The sequence below is a fragment of the Roseburia sp. OM02-15 genome, assembly GCF_003481835.1.
In the GTDB taxonomy this organism is placed as follows: Bacteria; Bacillota; Clostridia; order Lachnospirales; family Lachnospiraceae; genus Eubacterium_I; species Eubacterium_I ramulus_A.
This window is the reverse complement of sequence record NZ_QULX01000003.1, coordinates 205,481-227,371: the sequence shown is the minus strand read 5'-3', so window position 1 is coordinate 227,371 and position 21,891 is coordinate 205,481. Positions and strand designations below refer to the sequence as shown.

At 40.9% G+C, this 21,891-nt stretch carries 22 protein-coding genes and 1 other annotated feature; of the genes, 18 read left to right on the top strand and 4 right to left on the bottom strand.

Features of this window, described 5'->3' with window-relative positions; genetic code table 11:
- Positions 1-105 precede the first annotated feature (105 nt).
- Positions 106-423 (bottom strand): hypothetical protein, encoded by a 318-nt coding sequence (locus DXB15_RS04520; protein ID WP_109216529.1) that lies wholly within the window; start codon positions 421-423, stop codon positions 106-108.
- A gap of 221 nt (positions 424-644) precedes the next feature.
- Between DXB15_RS04520 and DXB15_RS04515 the strand changes: the two genes are divergently transcribed.
- The 4 genes from DXB15_RS04515 (at position 645) to DXB15_RS04500 (ending at position 3,300) form a co-directional block, all read left to right on the top strand.
- Positions 645-1,325, top strand: a complete 681-nt coding sequence (locus DXB15_RS04515) for a hypothetical protein (protein WP_118702184.1) — start codon at positions 645-647, stop codon at positions 1,323-1,325.
- A 236-nt stretch (positions 1,326-1,561) separates the two neighbouring features.
- The gene (locus tag DXB15_RS04510) at positions 1,562-2,575 is read left to right on the top strand and encodes a hypothetical protein (RefSeq protein WP_118702183.1); all 1,014 of its coding nucleotides are present in this window, start codon (positions 1,562-1,564) and stop codon (positions 2,573-2,575) included.
- A 94-nt stretch (positions 2,576-2,669) separates the two neighbouring features.
- On the top strand, positions 2,670-2,888 hold the full coding sequence (locus tag DXB15_RS04505) for a hypothetical protein (RefSeq protein WP_109216532.1): 219 nt from the start codon (positions 2,670-2,672) through the stop codon (positions 2,886-2,888).
- Between the two features lie 112 nt (positions 2,889-3,000).
- A complete protein-coding gene (locus tag DXB15_RS04500; RefSeq protein WP_109216533.1) occupies positions 3,001-3,300 on the top strand; it encodes a hypothetical protein in 300 nt (99 codons plus the stop codon).
- Between the two features lie 88 nt (positions 3,301-3,388).
- Here DXB15_RS04500 and DXB15_RS04495 read toward each other — a convergent pair whose 3' ends face one another.
- The 3 genes from DXB15_RS04495 to DXB15_RS04485 form a co-directional block, all read right to left on the bottom strand.
- A complete protein-coding gene (locus DXB15_RS04495; protein WP_021738858.1) occupies positions 3,389-4,036 on the bottom strand; it encodes a hypothetical protein in 648 nt (215 codons plus the stop codon).
- 97 nt (positions 4,037-4,133) lie between these two features.
- Positions 4,134-4,994 (bottom strand): hypothetical protein, encoded by an 861-nt coding sequence (locus DXB15_RS04490; protein WP_118702181.1) that lies wholly within the window; start codon positions 4,992-4,994, stop codon positions 4,134-4,136.
- Complete coding sequence (locus DXB15_RS04485) at positions 4,984-5,463, bottom strand: RNA polymerase sigma factor (protein WP_118702180.1); 480 nt, start codon at positions 5,461-5,463, stop codon at positions 4,984-4,986. Before DXB15_RS04485 ends, DXB15_RS04490 begins: the two co-directional genes overlap by 11 nt.
- Positions 5,464-5,742: 279 nt before the next feature.
- Between DXB15_RS04485 and DXB15_RS04480 the strand changes: the two genes are divergently transcribed.
- From DXB15_RS04480 to DXB15_RS04415, 14 genes are all read left to right on the top strand, one after another.
- Entirely contained in the window at positions 5,743-7,914 is a 2,172-nt protein-coding gene (locus DXB15_RS04480) for a VirD4-like conjugal transfer protein, CD1115 family (RefSeq protein ID WP_118702179.1), read from the top strand.
- Between the two features lie 80 nt (positions 7,915-7,994).
- Complete coding sequence (locus DXB15_RS04475; protein WP_118702178.1) at positions 7,995-8,984, top strand: RNA-binding protein; 990 nt, start codon at positions 7,995-7,997, stop codon at positions 8,982-8,984.
- 5 nt (positions 8,985-8,989) lie between these two features.
- Positions 8,990-9,646 carry a hypothetical protein gene (locus DXB15_RS04470; RefSeq protein ID WP_147404765.1) on the top strand — a complete coding sequence of 219 codons (657 nt, stop codon included), beginning with the start codon at positions 8,990-8,992 and terminating at the stop codon, positions 9,644-9,646.
- A gap of 71 nt (positions 9,647-9,717) precedes the next feature.
- Positions 9,718-9,906 carry an excisionase gene (locus DXB15_RS04465; protein WP_109216538.1) on the top strand — a complete coding sequence of 63 codons (189 nt, stop codon included), beginning with the start codon at positions 9,718-9,720 and terminating at the stop codon, positions 9,904-9,906.
- A gap of 89 nt (positions 9,907-9,995) precedes the next feature.
- Positions 9,996-11,192 carry a site-specific integrase gene (locus tag DXB15_RS04460; RefSeq protein WP_158582190.1) on the top strand — a complete coding sequence of 399 codons (1,197 nt, stop codon included), beginning with the start codon at positions 9,996-9,998 and terminating at the stop codon, positions 11,190-11,192.
- A 560-nt stretch (positions 11,193-11,752) separates the two neighbouring features.
- Positions 11,753-13,621 (top strand): hypothetical protein, encoded by a 1,869-nt coding sequence (locus DXB15_RS04455; RefSeq protein WP_118702175.1) that lies wholly within the window; start codon positions 11,753-11,755, stop codon positions 13,619-13,621.
- 154 nt (positions 13,622-13,775) lie between these two features.
- Positions 13,776-14,018 (top strand): hypothetical protein, encoded by a 243-nt coding sequence (locus DXB15_RS04450; protein WP_330427466.1) that lies wholly within the window; start codon positions 13,776-13,778, stop codon positions 14,016-14,018.
- 92 nt (positions 14,019-14,110) lie between these two features.
- A complete protein-coding gene (locus tag DXB15_RS04445; RefSeq protein WP_330427465.1) occupies positions 14,111-14,878 on the top strand; it encodes an ATP-binding cassette domain-containing protein in 768 nt (255 codons plus the stop codon).
- 172 nt (positions 14,879-15,050) lie between these two features.
- Positions 15,051-15,686, top strand: a complete 636-nt coding sequence (locus DXB15_RS04440) for a hypothetical protein (protein WP_147404764.1) — start codon at positions 15,051-15,053, stop codon at positions 15,684-15,686.
- A gap of 115 nt (positions 15,687-15,801) precedes the next feature.
- Entirely contained in the window at positions 15,802-17,145 is a 1,344-nt protein-coding gene (locus DXB15_RS04435) for a sodium:proton antiporter (protein WP_118702172.1), read from the top strand.
- 195 nt (positions 17,146-17,340) lie between these two features.
- Positions 17,341-17,618, top strand: a binding site (T-box leader).
- A gap of 335 nt (positions 17,619-17,953) precedes the next feature.
- On the top strand, positions 17,954-19,366 hold the full coding sequence (gene trpE / locus DXB15_RS04430; RefSeq protein WP_187119643.1) for an anthranilate synthase component I: 1,413 nt from the start codon (positions 17,954-17,956) through the stop codon (positions 19,364-19,366).
- Complete coding sequence (locus DXB15_RS04425; RefSeq protein WP_118702170.1) at positions 19,363-19,926, top strand: anthranilate synthase component II; 564 nt, start codon at positions 19,363-19,365, stop codon at positions 19,924-19,926. Before trpE ends, DXB15_RS04425 begins: the two co-directional genes overlap by 4 nt.
- Before the next feature lie 339 nt (positions 19,927-20,265).
- Positions 20,266-21,039: an indole-3-glycerol phosphate synthase TrpC gene (trpC, locus tag DXB15_RS04420; RefSeq protein ID WP_109217013.1), complete on the top strand. Its 774-nt coding sequence runs from the start codon at positions 20,266-20,268 to the stop codon at positions 21,037-21,039.
- A 132-nt stretch (positions 21,040-21,171) separates the two neighbouring features.
- Positions 21,172-21,807 (top strand): phosphoribosylanthranilate isomerase, encoded by a 636-nt coding sequence (locus tag DXB15_RS04415; protein WP_147404763.1) that lies wholly within the window; start codon positions 21,172-21,174, stop codon positions 21,805-21,807.
- Positions 21,808-21,891: the final 84 nt, after the last annotated feature.

Genomic DNA, 21,891 nt, shown 5'->3' with positions numbered 1-21,891 from the left:
ATGTGATAGAAAAATAAAATATATTCATGAAAAAAGACGGTTGTTATAGGAAGGAAAATTCCTATGGCATCCGTCTTTTTTTTGCCTGTATGGAATGGCGAAAGTCTAGCAGGGATAGTCATGCCGTTCTGTCCGCAAAGCAATGAGCCCGTCAATATCACCGGTTTTCATATACTGAAAGTACCGGTGTTCAAAGTCAGCTTGTATGGCGGCAACCTGTTCTGGTGGATTGCAGCACACAAATACCAGGTTGTAAGGATAATGCTGTCGTTCAAAACTGAACAGATCCAAATCCCGGACATACTTAATAAAATACCATTTCCGCAATGCGGATTTCCATTTTACCGGATGCGTGATGTAGCTTATGTAATAGCGATACCCCTCTTGAAACACACGCTCCGGTTTAATGATGATTGATTCCATTCCCTTCTCCCTTCTTAAAAGATTAACAACTACATTAATTGTATAATATAATATGCATTTCAGCAAGAAGAGATTGTTAGATTCTGTTAGTTTCCCAAAATAGAAAATCGCCGTATATCTAATGTATACGAAGTATGACAAAAATAGAGAACGCATTAATTACAGAACAAGTATCTTGTAATTGGTCTGTAATTATAAGGAAGAAAACAGGAGGAAACGCGATGTATGACAATGAATTTATGGAGCAGTTATTACAAGGTATATCCGTACAGGAAGAACGCCGGCATCCGGGCAAGACAGAGAAGTGTTTGCCAGGATCAAAGAATGAAGCAGAACTTGCAGAGATGGAATACTGTTTAAGAGAAGTAGAGACGCTGGCTTGCCGTATGAGACAGAGTTTTTTGAAAAACCCGAATGGGATCGGAAATTTAGATACTGCCATCAGTCAGGTAAACAAGCAGTATGCGACGAGACAGTATATCTTTGAGATGAACCTGTGGGATATTTCAGTGACACAAAAGGATCAGATGCTCAAGATCCAGATTCCGGAACTGCTACCTCACCGAAAAGCCAAGCCGGAATGTGTATTTATGTATACACTCCGCCAGGCACTTTATCAGTATGCCGTGGCAGATCCAAAACGTTTTAGCCACTTGAAAGAACACTGGAAAGATGGGGCAGTTCTGATCGTTGAACATTCTTATCGTTCCGCGGATATGGTGCGTGATTCCGATAATGTGGAACTCAAACAGGCAATCGACCTGCTTCATTTTTTAGGCTATGTTGATTCGGATCGGGGCACTGAGCTAAATATTTTCCTGACCTGCAATACTGATCAAAACAAAAATGAGACCTGTTTATACTTGGCACCAAAGGCATGTATTCAAAGGTTTTGGGATTGATTTTGCCTGTGAAATGTAGGGTATCTTTTTGTCAGAAATTTATTTTGGAAAAGATACCCTTAAAAAAGGTGTGAAAACCAGCATTTAACTGAGCAGTGAGGAAATGGAGCGAACCAGGTTAGGCGGCGGTAGTTCGGAAATTGCAAAAAGATGAACCACCTGACGGGAGAAATTATCCACAGGGAGAACTTTCACCGCCGCCGTAAACCACCCTGATATTTTGAGGAAATACATAAATGACAGAACAATCCATCCGACGTCGCATATTGCTCATCATGGCAATGTCCGGCGGGGAAATCAAAAAGGAAATCTGCATGGAGCTTTGTGGAAGTAAACCATATTACAAAAAGATGATGCAGCAGATGAAGGAAAAAGGTGAGGCAGAGACCATATTTGGGTGTCGTCCCCGTACCCTTCACATTAAAAAGAATGGTGTCATGCAGATTGCGGAAGATGTGCCTGGGATTATGGCGCGTTATGAAGCAAGACAGTTGGCGGTCAATGAGGAAAAGTCATATCGGAGGGCAACCATCAGTCAGGTAATCTATAATATGTATCTGGCAGGGGTGTTCTATGAACCCAAAAAGAAGGAAACGTTATCGAACCAGCGGGAACAGGCAGACACAGCTCCGGTCTATTATGCGCCATACGAGATCAAAGGGAAAAGCGACGAAAACAGGGGGAGCAAACTGTGCGGGATACTGATCTTCCAGCAGGAGCCAATTCTACTGTACAATATGGAAGACCGCAATATCAAGTGGATGAAAGTGGTGGAAGAAAATACACAGACAACGTTGTTTAAATTATGGGGGAAGATGGGAACAGCAAGGCAGATCATCTTTGGGACGGATATGGAGCAGATCATCATGGAAAATTATGTCAAAGAACAGGAGTATCGTCTGTTTCACCGAAACCAGGCATATAACCGCGTAACACCGGAAGCGGGGATGTATTATATCCCGAATGGAAACGCCGGGACAATTTTTTTGCGACTGTTTTTTCATCCAGAGCTTGTGGATGGATTAAAGAAGAGGTTAAGGGATCGCTTCCAGATTCCTGTTGTCTCATTGCTTCCCTTATATTTGCCCGCATGTGTGCAGATCATGCAGGAACGGCAGCAGTTAGGGATATTATGTCTGGAGGAACAGGAGCAGTTTGTACACTGGCTCAATGATGGCAAGAATATCCGGGTATTTAGTGTGAAAAAACAGGACATGGAGCAATATCTGGAAAAATTGGAAAAAGAATAGTCGAATGTACGTTTGCGTTTTCTGACCGAATATGGTATACTTGCGAACAGGTACTTGATAAGTAGAATGTGAAATGCGCAAGGGGGGGATGAACGTGCAGAACGAGGATTTGATCCGCTATTTAGAGCAGTTCCCACCAGAAGCAGAGGTGCAGATGGTTTTAGTAGGTTTCGAACAACAGAAATTTTATTCTGCAGATCGGATTGCATTTTTGGATGGGAAGGGATTGAAAAATCCAGTGATTGCTATTTCGGTTGAAAAGGAAGCAGACTTTTCAGAGTTAAATCCAAAGAATGATAATATGAAACAATAAAGTTTGTAAATCGTCACGATTGTGGCGATTTTTTTGTTATGAAACTCCTTTAAAAAACGTATATAAATATATAGAACAGATATTCGAGTAAACGAAAAGGAGTAATGAACAAATGCTAAGTAAAGAATTATTGGAAAAAACCGTAGCAGAAGCGATTGATATTACCCGGAATCAATACGCAAAAACAGATTCGGTTTATAAGATGGAACTGGAAAAACTGGAGAAGCTGTTAAGAGAGTATGAGGATCTGCCGCTTGGAAAAGAGGTACGAAGCAAAATTGATGCTTATATCCAGACGTTAGAGAAACTGGATGGCAGATATGCAGATCTTTCCTATATTGCGGGAATCCGGGATGCATGTTTTTGGGCGGCAAAAATTGGACTGATAAGTATAGATTTTGAAAAGATATGACATAGATCTTAATTTGGAAAAAGATTGCCCCAAAAAAGAAAAGTGTGGGGGCATCTCATGATGCTCTCAACACTTTTCTTCAAAATAATTAAACGCTGCCAGATGCAGATATATTGCCACCGTTTGCTATAAATGTGCAAGAGATATTTTTTGTTGTAGTTTCTATTAGTGTGCTAGATAAATATTTCGTTACTCTGTAATTGCAGGTAATCGTTTTTTTATTGCTGGAGAAACTATAACTTGCTGATTTGCATTTGTATGATGGATATGATTTCTGAACACTGCCAATATCATATACTTCTCCGGTGTACTTTGAAGTATCACTGTTTACATATGCTCGAACATAGAGATAGTTATTGGTGTTTCCGGAGTTGTAAAAATATTTTTGATAATAAGCAATGCTGGCTAAAGGTGCAACGTCCAAGGACGAGGACTCTTCAGATACATATTCTTCTGTAACCACATCTAAAGATTCCGCTTCTTCGTAGGCATCTTTTACATATGAGTCAAATTCATCCATAGACATGCTAGAATAAAAATCAATAGCATCTTCAATGGTTCCATCTTCAGGAGCAACGATTGCTAAGTCAGTACCCAGTTCAGTGCTTAATTCTTCTAACCGATCTTCATATGGCTGAAGTGGATCGGAAGAAACATCCTGTGCGTAAGCAGATACTGTAGAACCTATTAAAAGTGTCCCTGCAAGTAACAGGGTTGATAATAATTTTTTCTTCATAAAGGACCTCCTTGGTATTGGTGTATATTTAATGATTAAACTGTCATTGGATACTTGATAAATTCACCTCCTTACATAGTCCATACATATGACAGTATCAATAACATAATGGGATAATAGAGTCACTATCTGATTGGGTAACAGAGTGCTCAATAGAAAGGCAATCTTTCAAATCAATAATAGTATTTTGGGATGTAATACCAAAAATGCGGTATGATCCATCTGCATTAATTGCTACTTTTTTTGTTGATGATTGAATTTTTGTCAATTTTTTTGTCTGACAATTTTCAATGTAATATGCAATACAATTTTCACTGATAAGATCAGTTTGGATTGTGATGCTACTGTCTTTTGATAAATATACTGAGTTAGTATGGTATATTAAATCATTCGTAGTTATTGTTAGTTTTGTGTCAAAGGACAATTCTTGAGCAGAATAGTTTGAAATGCACATGTAGTATTTTCCTGTATCTGTGGTACAAAATGCTTCATCAAATGATGGGTTATTGTTTAATCCGTCTAATTTATTGTACGTTCCATTATAAATGTAACCAATTTCATAATTGCTATCTGCATGATTAGTTTCACCAGAAAAAGAAACAATTTTATTTTTTTCAATTTCACTGGCAGGATCAAGAATTACCATTTCATGATCAGGTATTTCGACTTTCTGGTTTTCAGTAGTAGTCGTCTGGCAGATTGATATATTTGAAATGTTATCTAGTTCTGCAAGTGAATTTTCAGATAGCAAATCGCAATCCAGAGAATCCAATCTGTTAAGTGTAACAATTAATGTGAGTGCACATAGGGCAGCAGCACTTGTAAAAATAACACGTGAAAATAATTTAGTATGAGTTCTTTTATTATTCCGTTTTTCAAGGTTTGAAAGAATATCTTCTTCTAAATGTTCAGAGAAACGGATTTGCTGAAATGCATGTTTATAATTTTTATAATCCATAGTAATCACTTTCTAATTTGTCTTTTAATTTTTTCCTTGCACGATCTAACCTGGTTCCGATAGTAGCTTCCTTTTCATGAAGAATGGCACTGATTTCTTTTATGGAATATCCTTCATAATAAAAAAGATGAATAGGTATTCGGTACTTTGGTTCTAATTCGAGAACAGAGCGAATTAAATCATAATCTTTTTCGTGTATAGAAGTATTTTCTGTTGGAAAATCACTGCGGTGGCTAATCCAAAAACTTTTTAAGTGGTTTTTGCTTTTATTAATAGCGATGCGAAAAAGCCATGCGCGTAAATGTTCTTCATTTTCAAATTTCTTATTGCTTTTTACTAATTGTAGAAAGACATCTTGAGCAATATCCTCTGCATCAGCGATGTTTTTGGTATAAGTGTACGATAGCATTGCAACATGCCTGCTGTACTTATTTACAATATCCGAAATGTTGTAATCATAAGTATTCATATTTTTTACTCCTGTTACTATACATACAACTGTCAAAGTAAATATTTTTCATGCAAATGAAAAAAAGTTTAAAAAATTTATTACAGAACAAACTTTTGGGTTGAAATTGATTCGATTCATTTGTAAGTTGGCAAAATGAATTGTGTCAAAGCATATTCCATTATTGCTTATAGTATAGAATAGCCGGTGGATTTATGCTAGTTGACTTATGCAACTCGATGAAAGTTTAGTTTCTGACGGTATCTCATTGACGTATATCTAAAGTAGAAGGAGGCGCATATGAGATACCGTTATTATATTGAAAAAATGCAGCAGACATTCTCACAGTGGTTGGGAAAAATTCCAAAGAAAGAACATACAATGTATACGCGTGTAAAAGTGCTATGTATTGTCTGCGGTGCCCTATATCCAGGTGGATGCCTGGCAATCCTGGCGAAGCCAGAGGGGAATTTGTCGTTTGGCATTCTTCATGCAGTAAAAGTAGCAGTAATTACAAGGCAGGGGCACATTGGTTATGGCACAAGCCTGATCCTGATCGTGGCATTGATCCTGTACATTAAGGTGGTCGGACGTTCCAGGGATAACGAGGATGAACGAAATTTTTCCTATTCTGCCAAGGGAACCTATGGGACTAGCCGGATAGCAACCGAAGAGGAGTATAAAAATTATCTATCGATCACAGACAGTGCGTTGGAGACGGATGGCATTATTCTGGGAACTACAATGGATGGAAAGGTGGTGTCCATTCCTCGTGACTCGCCATATAACCGGAATCTGTTTATCGCGGGTTCACAAGGATCGTTTAAATCAATTGCTATATCCAGAAACATGATCATCCAATGCGTGATACGGGGAGAGTCTTTCTGTGTCACAGATCCCAAAGGGGAACTGTGCGGAGACATGGTGTATTATCTGTATTCCCAAGGATATGAAGTTGGACTGTGGAACCTGTCAAACCGTTGGAATTCGGATGGATGGGATATTTTGCAGGAGATCAGTGGAGAAGAGGAGCTGGAATATGTAGACATCATTTGTCACACGATCATCCAGAATACGACAAGTATTAACAGCGAAGCATTTTTCAACGACATTGAGGAAGTATTGCTCAAGGCCCTGGTGCTATATGTAGTCACAGTCATGCCCCAGGAACTGCATCAGTTCAGTACAGCATATAACATGCTTTTGCAGGAATCAGCAGCATCGCTGGACGCAAAATTTTTTGCGCTTCCGGTCACGCACCCTGCCAGACAGTCCTATAACTTGTTCTGCCAATCCCCGCAGAATAAAGGCAATGCGATTCTGGGACTTGGTTCCCGCCTGAAAATTTTTCAGGATGAAGCAATCAAGCGGATGACAGGTTACCAGCAGATCAATCTGGAACGGATGGCTCAGAAGAAAACAGCGATATTCTGCATGGCTTCTGATACAACGACAACGTATAACATGCTCAATGCCCTTATGATCTCCATGGCGTTTATCAAAATAATGGCTTATGCCGACCGGCAGCCAGCACGAAAATGTGATGTGCCGGTCTATTTCATCCTTGATGAAATGCCCAACATCGGAATCATTGACAGCATCCAGCAGAAGGAGGCAACGGCGCGAAGCCGGGATATTGGAATGGTCTTGATGGTTCAGAACATTCCACAGTTCCAAAATCGTTATCCGGATGGTGTATGGGAAGAACTGATCGGCGGCTGTGATTTCCGGTTATTTTTAGGATGCAATGAATCCACGACAGCAGAATATTTTTCAGCACTGACCGGACTGTCAACCATTGAGGTGGAGACCATCCGGAAAAATCTGAAAACAGTGCGTCTGACAGACTATGTGCCGGATATGGCAAGAAATTCGGGTGTTGGTCAGAGACCGGTATACACACCGGACGAAATCATGCGGCTTGATACCGATGAGATGCTTTTATTTGTTCGGGGCACGAAGATGATACGACTCAAAAAGTTCCCATTTTATAAACATCCGGAGGCATTGAAACTGCGGCGTATCATGCCACAGGAATTTCTTCCGGTCTGGAGGTATGAACAGGGACATGATATCAGTGGAAGAGGCTGTGCATATAAAAGTCGGGGCGAGCTTTTGCGCGAAGCCGTTTCTGATCCGGAACGTTATGTAGTCAAAGACAGTGAGAGATGGGGGAAACAGAGAACCATGCTGTTGGAACAGCGAAAGAAAATGGAAGAAAAATATGCGACAAAGGGCAGGTTCCCAAATGGACAGGCTGTATTTGAAAAAGAATGGAAGCCGAAGTTTGTTGATCTAGAGGAAGATCTGGTACAGGCTGCAGAAGAAAAAGAGGCACAAAAGCCGTTTGTAGAAGATAAAAATCTGGAAGTGGAAGTAATGGCAGGGGAAAGCGACAACGGGCAGCAGGATTCCGACACAAATCTGGATGCGTTTTTTGAGAAGCTGTTCCAGGATCAGAATAACGTCTAGTTTCCGAATATGGTAAATCGAAGTATATACACAATATGGGAACAACAAAAATAAACTGCATCATAAGAAAGGACTAGATTGTGGAACTGAAAGAAGAAGAAAAGATGCTGCAGGTGGAGGAAACTTCCGAAACAGAAGGACTGGGAGCGGTAAGCAAGCCGGTGACCGGTACGGATCAGATCATCACGTTAGATCGTCTGGCAGCATCTGTATATGAAAATGACAATGAAACCGATGATCTGAATTGGCACGAATTACAGAATTCCATGCTCAAGCAGAAGATTTTGACAGGCATGCTGATCTCCATGGAGCGGCACTCCATTGGAGAGGGAAAAACTGTGAATGTGGCTTTGGCAGATTACCAGGGCTATCGTGTGATGATCCCAGTAACAGAGATGAACATCATTCTGTCAGAACAGGATGAGGGGGATATGACCAAGAAGATCCGTATCACATCTAACATGATTGGTTGTGAGATTGATTTCATCGTATTAAAACTGGATACTGCGACACATTCGGTGGTCGCATCACGAAAAAAGGCAATGGAGAAAAAAGTGCAAAACTTTTACCGCCCACAAGTGGAAGATGAAGCACCGCTGATCCAGGAAGGGAGTGTTGTGGAAGCGAGAATCCTGGCGGTTACAGAACATCTGCTCCGTTTGGAGTGCTTTGGCCTGGAGTGTTTTTCAAGAGTGTTTGAGTTAGCACAGGCGTGGATGGCAGATGCCAGGGAACATTACCGCGTAGGAGATACGACGCTGGTGCGGATTCACAAGATTCAGGAAGCAGGTGGAAAACTGAGTATTACGGTGGAAGGAAAATCATTAGACCATACCACATGTTACGCATGCAAAAAGCAGGGAAAATATATCGGAACAGTAACGGGAATCCATGATGGTTTGATTTTTATCCGCCTGCAGGTTGGGACGAATGCGATTGCTCATTCCGTGGAAGACCGTCAGCTACTGCCACGCAAAAAGGATGACGTATATTTTATATGCACGAGAATGGATGAAGAAAAGGAAGTAGCAATCGGTATCATTTCACGTGTCATCCGGTCTGCGAGGTAACGTATATGGAAAAAATATGCATTTACCCAGAGCAGGGGGCGGAAATAACCGCGTATGAGCGGGCATTAAATTGTCTGATCTTCATGTTGGTCTATCTTTTAGCAGGCATCCTATGCATGTTTCTTCCAGTCATATTTGGAATACATGCCTGCTATATAGGTTGGTGTGTGGCAGCAGGCAGTTTCTTTTGGACCGCTATCTTATTATGGAAGAAACGGAGCATATACGAGGAGCAGGTGACAGAAGTAGCAAACAGTTTGATTTCCATTGAAGAGGAGACCTTGAAATGCTATCAGGCAGTTGGAAATGTATATGAGTCCTGCTGGATACATTTTTCGGATATTACGGACGTTATATTTAATAAGAAGAAACAGGCTTTTTTGATTCAGATCACAGAAGATCCGAAGCGGAAAAGTGAGATCTGTGTTAATTCGGTGCTGGTAGAAGAAAATCTATTTGAAGTGAGAGGCGGAAATTATAAGCAGCAGGAGTTTTTAGTAATATTTCAGAGAATCATTCCATATGCAAAAAGTGTCAAAGATATTGATATTGCTTTGGTGGAGAAAGAATGGGCAGCATCTGTTAGAACGGGTAAGTGGTCAAAAATCATTCCCTGTGTCACATTGGGAGGAATAATTATAATCCAAATGTTTTTTATGTAATATGGTGGTGGCAAAACTAAGGAGGCAGGCAAATGTCTGCCTTTATTCATTAAGAAGGAGATGCATATTAAATGGAAAAAATTTTAATGAGTTTAAAGGAAGTATGTGAATATACTGGTTGGGGAGAAACAAAGGTTCGAGAGATACTTAAACGTCCAACTAGTAAATTTACGGTTATCTTAGGAAATCGTTTATATGTAAATAAAAAAAAGTTTGATGACTATTTAGAGCAATGCGCAAAATATAATATTCCCATCTGATAAGTTTGCAATTGTATAAGTGCAGAAAATGGAGTAATATATACATATGAAATTGCTTTATGGTCAATAGGACGAAAGGAATATTGATTATGGGTAAAGATCTAAAAGGACGAGATTTAGGAAAAGGATTTAGTCAGAGAAAGGATGGTAGATACGAAGCAAGAGCCGTAATTTGCGGCGAAAAAATAGATATATATGACAAGGATTTGAAAACGCTGAAAAGAACATTCGAAGTAAAAAAAGCTATGTTACAGCAGAATTCAAGTGGAAGGTGTTCCACAATTACTTTGAATGAGTGGTATCGGGAATGGTTTGACAGATGTAAAGCCCCTCAGTTGAAAAATGATGTTAGCAGAAAGACATATGATAGAAGGATTCGCAATACATATTGTAGGCTTTTAGGAGATAAGCGGATTGCAAATGTGTTACAGATCAATATACAGGAAGCAACATCACAGCTTGTAGAAGAAGGGTATACATATAGAACTGTAAAAGAGGCACTTGGAATTTTGAAAGAGTGTTGTGAAATCGCAATCGTAAATCGGATTATACCAGTTAATCCATGCATTGGTATTAAAATTAAAGATGCGAATATTAGTCAAGAACGTCGAGTACTGACACCAAAAGAACAGAAAATTTTTTTGGATGAGGTTCAGAATAAATATTATTATGAAGCCTATAAGATTCTCTTGTTAACAGGTATGAGAATTGGTGAATTTTCTGGACTGCAGTGGAGAGATGTTGATTTTGAAAATAAAGTAGTTCATATTAACCGTTCTATGCAGACTGCATATATAGATGGCAAAAAAATTGAAGAACTTACAACTCCTAAAACTTCAAACTCATATCGTTCCATTCCTTTTTTCGGGGAAACAGAAAAGTGTTTTCGGGATTGGAAAGAAAAGCAGGATATGTATAAGAAAAAATTAGGAGATCGATGGAGAGCAAATCCAGAGTTTGGGGATTTAGTTTTTACGAGCACAGTAGGATCACCAGTTACACGATATGTGATTGCGCATGATATGAGAAAAGTGGTAGATAATATTAATATGAAAGAAATTACAAAGGCTTATAGAGAACATAGAGAGCCGGTGTTTTTTGAACATTTGTATCCACATGCTTTTCGACATACATTTGCGACGCGTTGTTTTGACAAAGGACTTGATCCGCTATTTGTACAGAGTATTATGGGTCACGCTAATTATGCTACTACAATGTCCTATACTCACATGTTGGAGGAGCATCGCAATCAAGAAATCGCGAAGGTTGGAAATTTTCTTGAATAGCGAAATTGCGTACAGAAAAAAGTGCGTCAACTAAATATATCTAATCGTATACCAAAAGATTGACGCAATTATAAAAAGTTGCGTACAGTAAAAAAGTTAGGTCGTGTAAAGCCTTGAAATACAAGGGATTGCGAAAATACTTCGCAAAACAGATGAACGCATAATTGAACAGTTTTCATAAGAATTTAACGAAAATGGGATTGCTTTGCAATCTCATTTTTGTTATGAGCAAGTAGCAAAGCGAATTCTGTTGCGATCTATTGCAAAGATGAACATGGTAGAGCCGATTGAGAATGTCGAGTAACATTTTATGCCTCAACTTTACAAATTTTTGAAATGCCCAATAACCCTTTCAAATGGCGGTGATACTGTCTGGAAGGGTTACTTTTATCGAACCCTGTGAAATATCAAATGAAAATATTCTGAAAATTTATTGTGATTTTTGGAAAAATCTGCTATATTGTTATGTGTACAAGGGTAAGAGAGGTTGTGTATTTTTACAACAAATCTGTTGTCGGAGAGCTCAAATGACAGATAGAAGATATTTTGGAGGGATGAGAATGAAAAAGAAAATTTTAAGTTTTCTGCTTGCGTTGTGTCTTATCGTGGCACTTGTGCCAATGACAGCGTTTGCAGCGGAAGCACCGTCATTCAGCGGTGGAACAGGTACAGAGGAAGACCCATGGCTGATTGCTTCGCAGAAGGATATAATTGCTTTGGCAGAGTTCCTGAATTCAGGTAATGCAGAGGAACTTGATGCTGAAAAAGCAGGTATTGGGAACTGTTATGGCTACTATTTTAAGCAAACTGCTGATATTGATTTGACAGGAGTTGCATGGGAACCAATTGGTTATTCTGGAAGTTATTATTTCGCAGGAAACTATGATGGTGGCGATCACAGCATCACGAATGCGGTTTCTGCCGGAAAAGTTGACCCAGATGGTTACGCTACAGCGGGCATTTTTGGATGGGTTGCTTTTGGTTCGGTTGAAAATCTGCATGTGAAAAACGCAAACTTTGTGGCAACCGGTCAGAAAAATTATAGTTATGTGGGCGGTATTGCAGGTGTGTGCTATGGGGCATCCATTAAAAACTGTTCGGTTGTGAATTCTTCCTTAGAGAGTAAGCGCAACAACAATAATAACTGTGCGGGAAGTATTGTAGGTTATTCCACCGGTGGAACTTTTGAAAAGTGTGCTGCTGAAAACAATCAAGTAAAAACTATGGCTTATGGTGGCGGTTTTGTTGGCGAAACAGATGATGATCCAGCATATGGAGCTGGTAAATCTATATTTACGAATTGCTATGTTGCAAACTGTTCTGTAACTTCGAAAACCGATGAGGTTCAGGGCGTGAGTTTTGCGGGCGGTTTTGTTGGTGAGATGACGGATTCTGCGTTAACCATTCAAAATTGCTATGTTTATCAGGCTACCCTTTCTACCGAAGGAACTGCTGTGCCTGGAATCAAAGGAACCGGTATTTTTGCGGGTAACCTGTGGGGTGGCAGTAGCATCGTTGATACAAACTGTTTCTTTGGGGCTTGTGGAACGACAAAAAATGCTGGTACGGCCAGCGAAAAGACAGAAGAAGAATTTGAAAATGGCACTGTGGCAAAATTACTGGGAGAATCATTTGCACAGCTTGGCGGTTATCCGAGGATAAACGGTCCAGCAGACTACAGTGAAGTCGATGCGGCTGTTGCCAAGGCAAATGCTTTGAACAAGGATGCTTACAAAGATTTTTCAGCTGTGGAGACTGCAATCAAATCGGTGGTTCAAGGGAAGACACTGGCAGAACAGACAGAGGTGGATGCAATGGCAAAGGCTATTGAGGATGCAATGGGTGCCCTTGTTTACAAAGACGCCGATTACACCAAGGTTGATGCAGCCATCGCCAAGGTAAACGCTCTGAACAAGGATGAGTACAAAGACTTCACTGCGGTAGAAGCTGCCGTCAATGCTGTTGTCCGTGACAAGAATATCACTGAACAGAGCGAAGTTGATGCAATGGCAAAGGCTATCGAAGATGCAATTGCTGCCCTGCAATACAAGGATGCTGATTACAGCAAAGTTGACGAAGCGATTACAAAGGCAAATGCTTTGAATAAGGATGATTATAAGAACTTTACAGCGGTGGAAAATGCGATAAAATCTGTTGTTCGTGGTAAAAATATTACAGCGCAGTCTGAAGTAGACAAAATGGCGAAAGCCATTGAGGACGCAATTGCGTCTCTTGAGAAAAAGTCTGTTAATACAAAGACAAGCACAGCTGCTCAGAATCCAAAGACCGGCAATACAAGTAATCTTACTAAGAGCCCAAAGACGGATGATGTCGGCAATTTCACTTTATGGATTGCCCTGTTGTTTGCAGGCGGTGGCGCAGCAATTGGTACATCAGTTGTAAGAAGAAACAAAAAGTATAACAGATAAATGTGATCACAGAGTTTTGTAATTGGATTAAAATGTGATCTGTAAGTTGCAACACTGATGCATAGTATGTATTTTATGTAAAATTTTTGAAATGATTAATACCCCTTATGAATGGTGATATAATCACTGTTTGTAAGGGGTATTTTATCAGGCAATGGAGAAAACGAATTTTTACGATGCTATATATTCTCCGGTGATTTTGATCCTGAATGCAATTGTAGTTGCAGTTGTAATGCTTCTTTCGGCAACTGGAAATCATCAGGTTTTGACGTTATTTGGAATGTCTGCCGGAACCGCAGTGGCGATCATGAATTATATCAGATGGGAGATGACTCCCACCTCTATAGGTGGTGAGAAACAAGCTAGTATCAGTGGTGGGAGCCAATCCCCCATCTGATATAGCCTCCGGCAGGATTACAGAGGTGCGCAGTTGAAGTATGTCATGCAATTGCATGACGCGCACCTCGCAACAAGAATGCCGGAGCATTCTTGAATTTCCAGATTTTTACACCGGAGGAAAGCCTTGGTATGGAGATTCAGACGATTCAGTCAGCAGCAGCGGGAATTCATAGAATCAATGAATTTTTTGCCCTGGATGAAAAGCAGATATCTTCTAGGATGAAAAATGGTGAATTCTTATTAGATAAATCTGTATCAGATCATGTGGTTTCAAATGAAAAAACGTCAGATGTGATAGAAGATTTCGAGAAAGATGCTTTGAATCAGAATACAGATCAAAATATGCAGAATGTAGCAGAGTTGCCATTTGTAGAATTTCGAAATGTAACCTTTGGATATGATGAACATGTAGTACGGGATCATCTGAATTTTCAGGTAAAAACAGGAGAACGGGTGACTTTATCCGGCCGTACCGGTGCAGGAAAAAGTACGATCATGAAACTGCTTCTGGGGCTGTATGAACCACAGAGTGGAGAAATTCTGCTTCGGGGAGTTCCTGTGACACAGATTCAGGAAGAAGATCGAAGAAACATATACGGTTATGTGGAGCAGACATTTCACATGGTTCCGGGAACGGTGCGGGATCAGATTACATTATATGATCCGAGGATCTCAGACCAGCAGGTGAAAGCAGTAACAGAACCGGAATTATTGCTGCTGGATGAGATTACGGCAAATCTGGATGCGGAAACAGAACTTGAAATTTTACAGGCGTTAAAACGGGTATCTCAAAATCGTACCGTTATCTCTATTTCACACAGAACATCAGCGGAGATGGGACGCATTATTGAAATATAATGAGTGCAAGAGTGTCAACGTGCTGGCATGATATAATACCAGATGTCGATTTTATGCGGAAAGTCACGTTTTTGCATGAATTGGATAGAATATGTATTGAAAAAGGCAAATTTTATCTGTTCTTTTCACTTTTTTTGTATTATAATTGTACGGAAAAAGGCGGAAGTTGAGTATGAAGCAAAAATATAATAGTAATAGAATGCAAAAACTGATCTGTCTTTTCTTGCTTGTGCCACTGATTCTGGGGATTACAATCAGTGGAGTGCGTGCTTCGACTCAGGCATTGTACCGTGCATGGAATCTAAAGGCCTACAGCATGGAAGATATGGCATGGGAATGTGAAGTACTGGATGAAAAAGAAGAACGGAATGAAAAGGATAGAGGCAATCTGGCGGCAAGTCAGGTGCAGAATATCCGCCATACATACGGATTTGAAAATATGGAGGATACAACATCCTTTTCACAGCAGGAGAGAGCAGAACATAAAAACATAGATGTTACACGGCAGATCGCGCGGGATCGGGCATTGCTTGGCATGCCGGAGATGGAATTAAATCATGTGATCTGTCTGGATGATGAGGACATGGATGCGTGTCTGCCCCGGGCGGACGAGTATCAGGTCTGGTATGCAGAAGCGGATATCGGGCAGAATAAAATGGTTCGTATTTCGGACACCGAAAATGTGACGATGCTACACACCGGTTACATTATAAATAAGAATATGAAAAAAGGATATCCGTTGAAGGAAAATCTGGAACCTTCCGGAGACCATATAAGCAGATACAATGACAATTTTTATCTGATATAAGAGATTCATTTGGGGATGAGTGGCAAAACTGCCGATCGATATCAGATAGGATGGGGGATTGACTGATTAAATTGTGGTGAATTAGATTTTAAAGATATGACTGGAGGTATCACAAATGGACTTAGGCAATTCAATTTCATTGTTATTTTGCATTCCGTTTCTTGGAATGCTGCTTAGTATCGCGGTTTTCCCGCTGGTAAAACCGGCTTGGTGGGAGAGAAATCAGAAGTATGCGGTTATCGCATGGTCACTGCTGTTTCTGATCCCGTTTGCAATCCGTTACGGTTTTGGCGTAATGGGTGAGCAGTTACTGGAAGTAATTGTAGGTGATTATTTCACCTTTATCGTATTGTTATTTGGACTTTTCTGCGTAGCAGGAAATATCACCATAGAAGGTGAACTCAGCGGATCACCGAAGGTAAATGTGATCATGCTTCTGATCGGTACGTTGTTATCTAGCTGGATCGGTACCACAGGTGCCAGCATGGTTATGATTCGTCCTCTGATCCGTGCAAACAAATGGCGTTCCAGAAAGACACAGGTTGTAGTGTTCTTTATTTTTCTGGTATCCAATATCGGTGGATGTCTGACACCGGTAGGAGATCCGCCATTGCTGATGGGCTTTATGCGTAACGTTCCGTTCTTCTGGAGCCTGCGCCTGATCCCGATCATGATTTTAAATGTTGCAATTTTACTTGTGATCTTTTACATTCTGGATTCCAGAGCATATCGTAAAGATCTGGCAGATGGTATCACACCGGAAGTTCAGAGCGGCGATAAAGCAGCAATCCGTGTCGTAGGAGCACACAATATTATTTTCCTTGCAGCAATCGTAGTAGCAGTTATTTTGAGTGGTGTACTTCCGTCCACAAAGGCATTCAGCGGTGGAATCCACATTTATGGAGAGGTAGAGCTTACCTATGCAGCTCTGATCGAGGTTATCATTATTCTGGTGGCAGCGTTCCTTTCCTTCAAGACAACAAATAAAAGCGTACGTGAAGACAACCATTTTTCCTGGGGAGCCATTCAGGAAGTTGCAGTGCTTTTCATTGGTATCTTTATTACTATGATTCCGGCGCTTCTGATCCTGAAAGCAAAAGGTGCAGAGCTTGGATTAACCCAGCCGTGGCAGATGTTCTGGGTAACCGGTGCAATGTCCAGTTTCCTGGATAACACACCGACCTATCTGGTATTCCTTACCACTGCAGGAACTCTGGGAGCGACCACAGGTCTGCAGACCAGTGTCGGTATCGTACCGCAGGTTATGCTGGAGGCAATCTCCTGTGGAGCGGTATTCATGGGAGCAAATACGTACATCGGTAACGCACCGAACTTTATGGTAAAATCCATTGCGGAAGAGAATGGTATCCGTATGCCGTCCTTCTTTGGATATATGACCTGGTCGTTGCGATTTTTGATCCCGGTATTTGTGGTTGATATGTTAATATTCTTCCTGTAAAAATTAAATGTCCTGTATGTTATAGATTCTGATAAGTTTTTGAAAAAGAATCTGAGAACATGCAGGACATATTTTTTGACGAAAATCTTAAAGGTTGATTGTGATTACAGAGTGAAAAAGTAGGAATTGATTTTCGGAAAAGTGTTGACATCACTACAGTAAAGTGCTACTATAACAAAAAATAAATGACATGAACGAAAATCAATGAACAAAAGGAGTACCTTTATGGCACTGCTTTACAGAGAGCCGGTGGTGGTGAGATTCCGGCAGGTAAGTATAAAGGGAATGGATTTGTGAGATGCAAAGCGAAAGCAAATAGTAAGTGTGCAAGTAGCGGATGCCGTGTCCTCACGTTACAGAGGAAAGATATCGAAGAGATTCCGTATCGGATTGAGGTTGTGTAGCAATAGAATCGTTGCAGAAAAGCACAATGAATAAAGGGTGGCACCACGAAACGTATATTCGTCCCTGACTGTGAAAGTTCACGGTCAGGGATTTTTTATTTGATAGGAAATTATAAGGATTTCCTATCAAATAAAAGCACTTCGTGCAGACGATGCACACTCACACGAGAAGAAATCATTGCTTCGCAATCGTGTTCGGCGCGGGCAAGAAAGATGTGCTATTAATAATGTTATTCGCGTAAGTGGGTGATGGCACACTTTCTTGTTATGTACAGCGATTCTAAGAAGAAACTATTAAAAAACGGTTCAGAATCGCGCACCAAGTCCCGGAAACATGTGACTTGATAAAAGCCTAACCTTAGAATCCACGGAGTGTTACAGGATAGAAAGGACTGGAAAATAAGATGAAACGTACATTGAGAGTTTACAAAAAGACCGTCAGTATCGTAAATGAGACAGCAATCGGCATGTATCAGAACCTGGTGGGAGACAAAGTAGGATTCCTGTTGGAAAGTTACGACAAGAATTATGACCGTTATACGTTTATGGGAGTGGAGCCGGAGGAGCTGATTTCTTCCGTGGGACAATCTCTGGTGATCACGAAAGCCGATGGCAGCAGAGAAGTGCGAAACGGAAATCCGCTGGATCTGTTAAAAGAATATTACAGCGAATTTGAGATAAAAAATGATCATGCGGAACTGAATTTCTCCGGTGGACTGGTTGGTCAGCTTGGTTACGATTTTATTCGCTACAGCGAAGTCTTACCAGACAACAATCCGGACGAAATTGGCATCGAAACCATTCAGATGATGCTGATGACAAAGTTTCTGATGATCGATCATGTGGCAGAGACCATGACTGCCGTGATTCTGGAAGCCGATGATGCAGACGGAAAGGCACGGGCATTAAAAGAAGCGGATGTGATGATTCAGGAAGCCAGAAAAAACAGAGGACAGGCCAGTGAATTTCAGTTCCATCGGGACGGAAAAATCATTCATCAGTCCGACAGCTTGGAAGAATACAGCGAAAAGGTAGAAAAAATCAAACATTACATTCGTGAAGGACATATTTTCCAGACGGTCTTATCCAAGAGATGGACACTGGAAACAAAACAGACCGGTTTTGATCTGTACCGGGAACTGAGAGAATTAAATCCATCCCCGTATCTGTATTATTTCAATTTCGGAACGTTTGAAGTCATCGGAAGTTCTCCAGAAATGATCGTAAAACAGCAGGGCAAACGCGTTTACACCTGTCCGATCGCCGGAACAAGACCGAGAGGAAAAAATGAAAAAGAAGACAAACGTCTGACAGAAGAACTTCTGGCAGATGAAAAAGAAAAAGCAGAACATGTCATGCTGGTGGATCTGGCGCGAAACGATATGGGACGGGTCAGCGAGTTTGGAAGTGTAAAAGTAACCGATTTCATGAAAATCCAATATTATTCCCACGTTATGCACATCGTATCTCTGGTAGAGGGACGAAAAAAAGGAAAATATCATCCATTTGATTTGGTATCATCCTTCCTTCCGGCAGGAACCTTAAGCGGAGCACCGAAGATCCGTGCCATGGAGATCATTGATGAACTGGAAACGGTACGCAGAGGCCTGTATGGTGGAGCAACCGGATATGTGGACTTCTCTGGAGACATGGATTTTTGTATCACGATCCGAACGATGATCAAAAAAGGCGAAAAAGTTTACCTGCAGGCGGGAGCCGGAATTGTAGCAGATTCCGTTCCGGAAAAAGAATATCAGGAGTGTTGCAACAAAGCAATGGCACTGGCAAAAACACTGGTAGCGGAGGAAGCATTATGATGTTACTGATTGATAATTACGATTCATTTACCTACAACTTATATCAATATATGGGAATCTTCCGGGAGGATATTGAGGTGGTGCGAAACGACAAGATCACCATCGAGGAGATCCGCCAGATGGCACCGGAAAAAATCGTGCTTTCTCCGGGACCGAAAAGCCCGAAAGAAGCCGGTATTTGTCTGGATGTGGTAAAAGAGTTTTACGATAAAATCCCGATTCTTGGTATCTGCCTGGGACATCAGACCATCGGCGAAGCACTTGGAGGAACTGTTACTTACGCAAAAGAGCTGTATCATGGAAAACAGTCACTGATCCATCACACCGGAACCGGAATTTTCGATGGCATCGAATCACCAATTCGGGTAGCCAGATATCATTCCCTGGCGGTATCCGCAGAGGATTTACCGGATTGTCTGGAAGTGTTGGCAACCACTGAGGATGGCGAGATCATGGCGATGCAGCATAAGAAATATCCGGTGATCGGATTACAGTTTCATCCGGAATCGGTGTACACCGAACACGGAAAACGCATGATGGAAAACTTCTTATCTCTATAAAATAAAAGCTCATAAAAATAAAGCAATTTTTGGATGATAAAATAAAGTGATTTTTAATTGATTTGAAAATACGAAACGTATGATTGAAAGATAAAAATAAATAACACAAATAGATGACGTAAAAAGTGAATGACACAAATTGTTTATCTCAGTCGAGAAGACTCCCACTTCTGCAAGTGGTGAGTAATAACAAGTCTTTCTCAGTGGGAGAACAATCTCCGACCGCGATAAACGCTCCGCGGGGATGTGCAGTGATTCTGAGAAGAATATGTCAGCTTTCGCTGACCAGAATCACGCACCAAGTCTCACGTGCGTTCGACTTGAATGAGAGGAAAAAATATGATATTAGATAAAATCGTGGAAGACAAAAAAGTACGTCTGGTGGAGCACAAATCCCGTATTTCACCGGCGGAGATGCGAAAGCTGGCAGAAGCCTGCGAGGCGCATCCGGCAAGTTTTTACGAAGGGCTTGCAAAACCGGGAATTTCCATTATCGGAGAATTCAAAAAAGCTTCTCCAAGCCTTGGAAACATCACCAGTCAGATCGACCTGACAAAGCGAATTGATGAATACAATGCATCGGTAGATTGCATTTCCTGCCTGACAGAAGAAGATCATTTTCTTGGAAATGTGCATTATCTGAAAGAAATCCGGGAGATTTCACCACTTCCGATTTTACGGAAAGACTTCATGATCGATGAATATCAGTTTTATGAGGCAAAAGTGATCGGAGCAAATGCAATCCTTCTGATCACCGGAATTTTAGATGATGTTCAGATGCGTGATTTTTATCAGTTGACTACAGAACTGGGACTGGATGCATTGTTTGAAGCTCACACTGAGGAGCAGATGGATCGGGCACTGAACTGTGGAGCAAAAATCGTAGGTGTCAACAATCGTGATCTCAGAGATTTTTCAATTAAACTGGACACCACAAAACGCCTGAGCAAGCTGGTTCCGGATGACCGCATTTTTGTGGCAGAGAGCGGAATTGTATCAGATGAAGACGTAAAATTCCTGAAAGAATGCCGCGTGGATGCCTTCCTGATCGGACGGGCATTTATGGAATCTGCCAATCCACAGGAACTGGCAAAACACTGGAAAGCACTGTAAGGAACAGAAGAAATGAAAATGATTGTTTGAGGATAAAGAGTGAGTCATTCGTATAAGTATGATTTCTATATTCTTCTTGAAAAAAGTACAAGAAGTATTCTTCAAAAAATAATTTGTGCAGGTGTGAAAGACATGACAAAAGTAAAGATATGCGGTCTGAGCAGACCGGAGGACATCGAAGCAGTCAATACATATGGCGCTGATTATGCAGGATTTGTCTTTTTTGAAAAAAGCAAACGAAATATCAGCTATGAAAAAGCAGAGATGTTATTAAAAGAATTGAAAAAAAATCCGAATATCCAGTCTGTTGCGGTGTGTGTCAGCCCATCAAAGGATGAAGTGAAACGGATGCAGAATCTGGGATTTGATCTGATCCAGATTCATGGAACCATCCCAGCGGACTGCCAGTCAGATGGCGGTCTGGCACTGTGGCAGGCGGTAAATATCGCAGGAAGTACAGAGGTAGATGCAGATGAGCTGTTTATACAGTCACCGAACATCCAAGGTTATGTGGTAGACGGAGCGGAATATGGATCCGGTAAAACTTTCGGATGGGAAGCAGAAGAAAAAACATTTGTATTTCCGGAAAAATTGAAAATACAGAACCGGCAGTTTATTTTAGCAGGCGGTCTGAATATAGAAAACGTGCAAACCGGAATCCATATGCTGCACCCGGACGTGGTAGATGTCAGCAGTGGTGTGGAACGGGACGGAGTCAAAGATGCAGCTTTGATTCGGAAATTTATCTCAGCCGCAAAGCACTGCTAAGAAGCCGCAAGGTATAATGAGTGTAAACGAGTCAGCATGCTGATATGATTGGCAAGTGACGAGTGTTGATTATGAGCTGTTTTA

What these genes read in the sequence shown, in the direction of transcription:
- DXB15_RS04520 (WP_109216529.1), bottom strand. Translation starts at nt 423, where the DNA reads ATGGAATCAATCATCATTAAACCGGAGCGTGTGTTTCAAGAGGGGTAT.
- DXB15_RS04515 (WP_118702184.1), top strand. Translation starts at nt 645, where the DNA reads ATGTATGACAATGAATTTATGGAGCAGTTATTACAAGGTATATCCGTA.
- DXB15_RS04510 (WP_118702183.1), top strand. Translation starts at nt 1,562, where the DNA reads ATGACAGAACAATCCATCCGACGTCGCATATTGCTCATCATGGCAATG.
- DXB15_RS04500 (WP_109216533.1), top strand. Translation starts at nt 3,001, where the DNA reads ATGCTAAGTAAAGAATTATTGGAAAAAACCGTAGCAGAAGCGATTGAT.
- DXB15_RS04495 (WP_021738858.1), bottom strand. Translation starts at nt 4,036, where the DNA reads ATGAAGAAAAAATTATTATCAACCCTGTTACTTGCAGGGACACTTTTA.
- DXB15_RS04490 (WP_118702181.1), bottom strand. Translation starts at nt 4,994, where the DNA reads ATGGATTATAAAAATTATAAACATGCATTTCAGCAAATCCGTTTCTCT.
- DXB15_RS04485 (WP_118702180.1), bottom strand. Translation starts at nt 5,463, where the DNA reads ATGAATACTTATGATTACAACATTTCGGATATTGTAAATAAGTACAGC.
- DXB15_RS04480 (WP_118702179.1), top strand. Translation starts at nt 5,743, where the DNA reads ATGAGATACCGTTATTATATTGAAAAAATGCAGCAGACATTCTCACAG.
- DXB15_RS04470 (WP_147404765.1), top strand. Translation starts at nt 8,990, where the DNA reads ATGGAAAAAATATGCATTTACCCAGAGCAGGGGGCGGAAATAACCGCG.
- DXB15_RS04465 (WP_109216538.1), top strand. Translation starts at nt 9,718, where the DNA reads ATGGAAAAAATTTTAATGAGTTTAAAGGAAGTATGTGAATATACTGGT.
- DXB15_RS04460 (WP_158582190.1), top strand. Translation starts at nt 9,996, where the DNA reads ATGGGTAAAGATCTAAAAGGACGAGATTTAGGAAAAGGATTTAGTCAG.
- DXB15_RS04455 (WP_118702175.1), top strand. Translation starts at nt 11,753, where the DNA reads ATGAAAAAGAAAATTTTAAGTTTTCTGCTTGCGTTGTGTCTTATCGTG.
- DXB15_RS04450 (WP_330427466.1), top strand. Translation starts at nt 13,776, where the DNA reads ATGGAGAAAACGAATTTTTACGATGCTATATATTCTCCGGTGATTTTG.
- DXB15_RS04440 (WP_147404764.1), top strand. Translation starts at nt 15,051, where the DNA reads ATGAAGCAAAAATATAATAGTAATAGAATGCAAAAACTGATCTGTCTT.
- DXB15_RS04435 (WP_118702172.1), top strand. Translation starts at nt 15,802, where the DNA reads ATGGACTTAGGCAATTCAATTTCATTGTTATTTTGCATTCCGTTTCTT.
- trpE (WP_187119643.1), top strand. Translation starts at nt 17,954, where the DNA reads ATGAAACGTACATTGAGAGTTTACAAAAAGACCGTCAGTATCGTAAAT.
- DXB15_RS04425 (WP_118702170.1), top strand. Translation starts at nt 19,363, where the DNA reads ATGATGTTACTGATTGATAATTACGATTCATTTACCTACAACTTATAT.
- trpC (WP_109217013.1), top strand. Translation starts at nt 20,266, where the DNA reads ATGATATTAGATAAAATCGTGGAAGACAAAAAAGTACGTCTGGTGGAG.
- DXB15_RS04415 (WP_147404763.1), top strand. Translation starts at nt 21,172, where the DNA reads ATGACAAAAGTAAAGATATGCGGTCTGAGCAGACCGGAGGACATCGAA.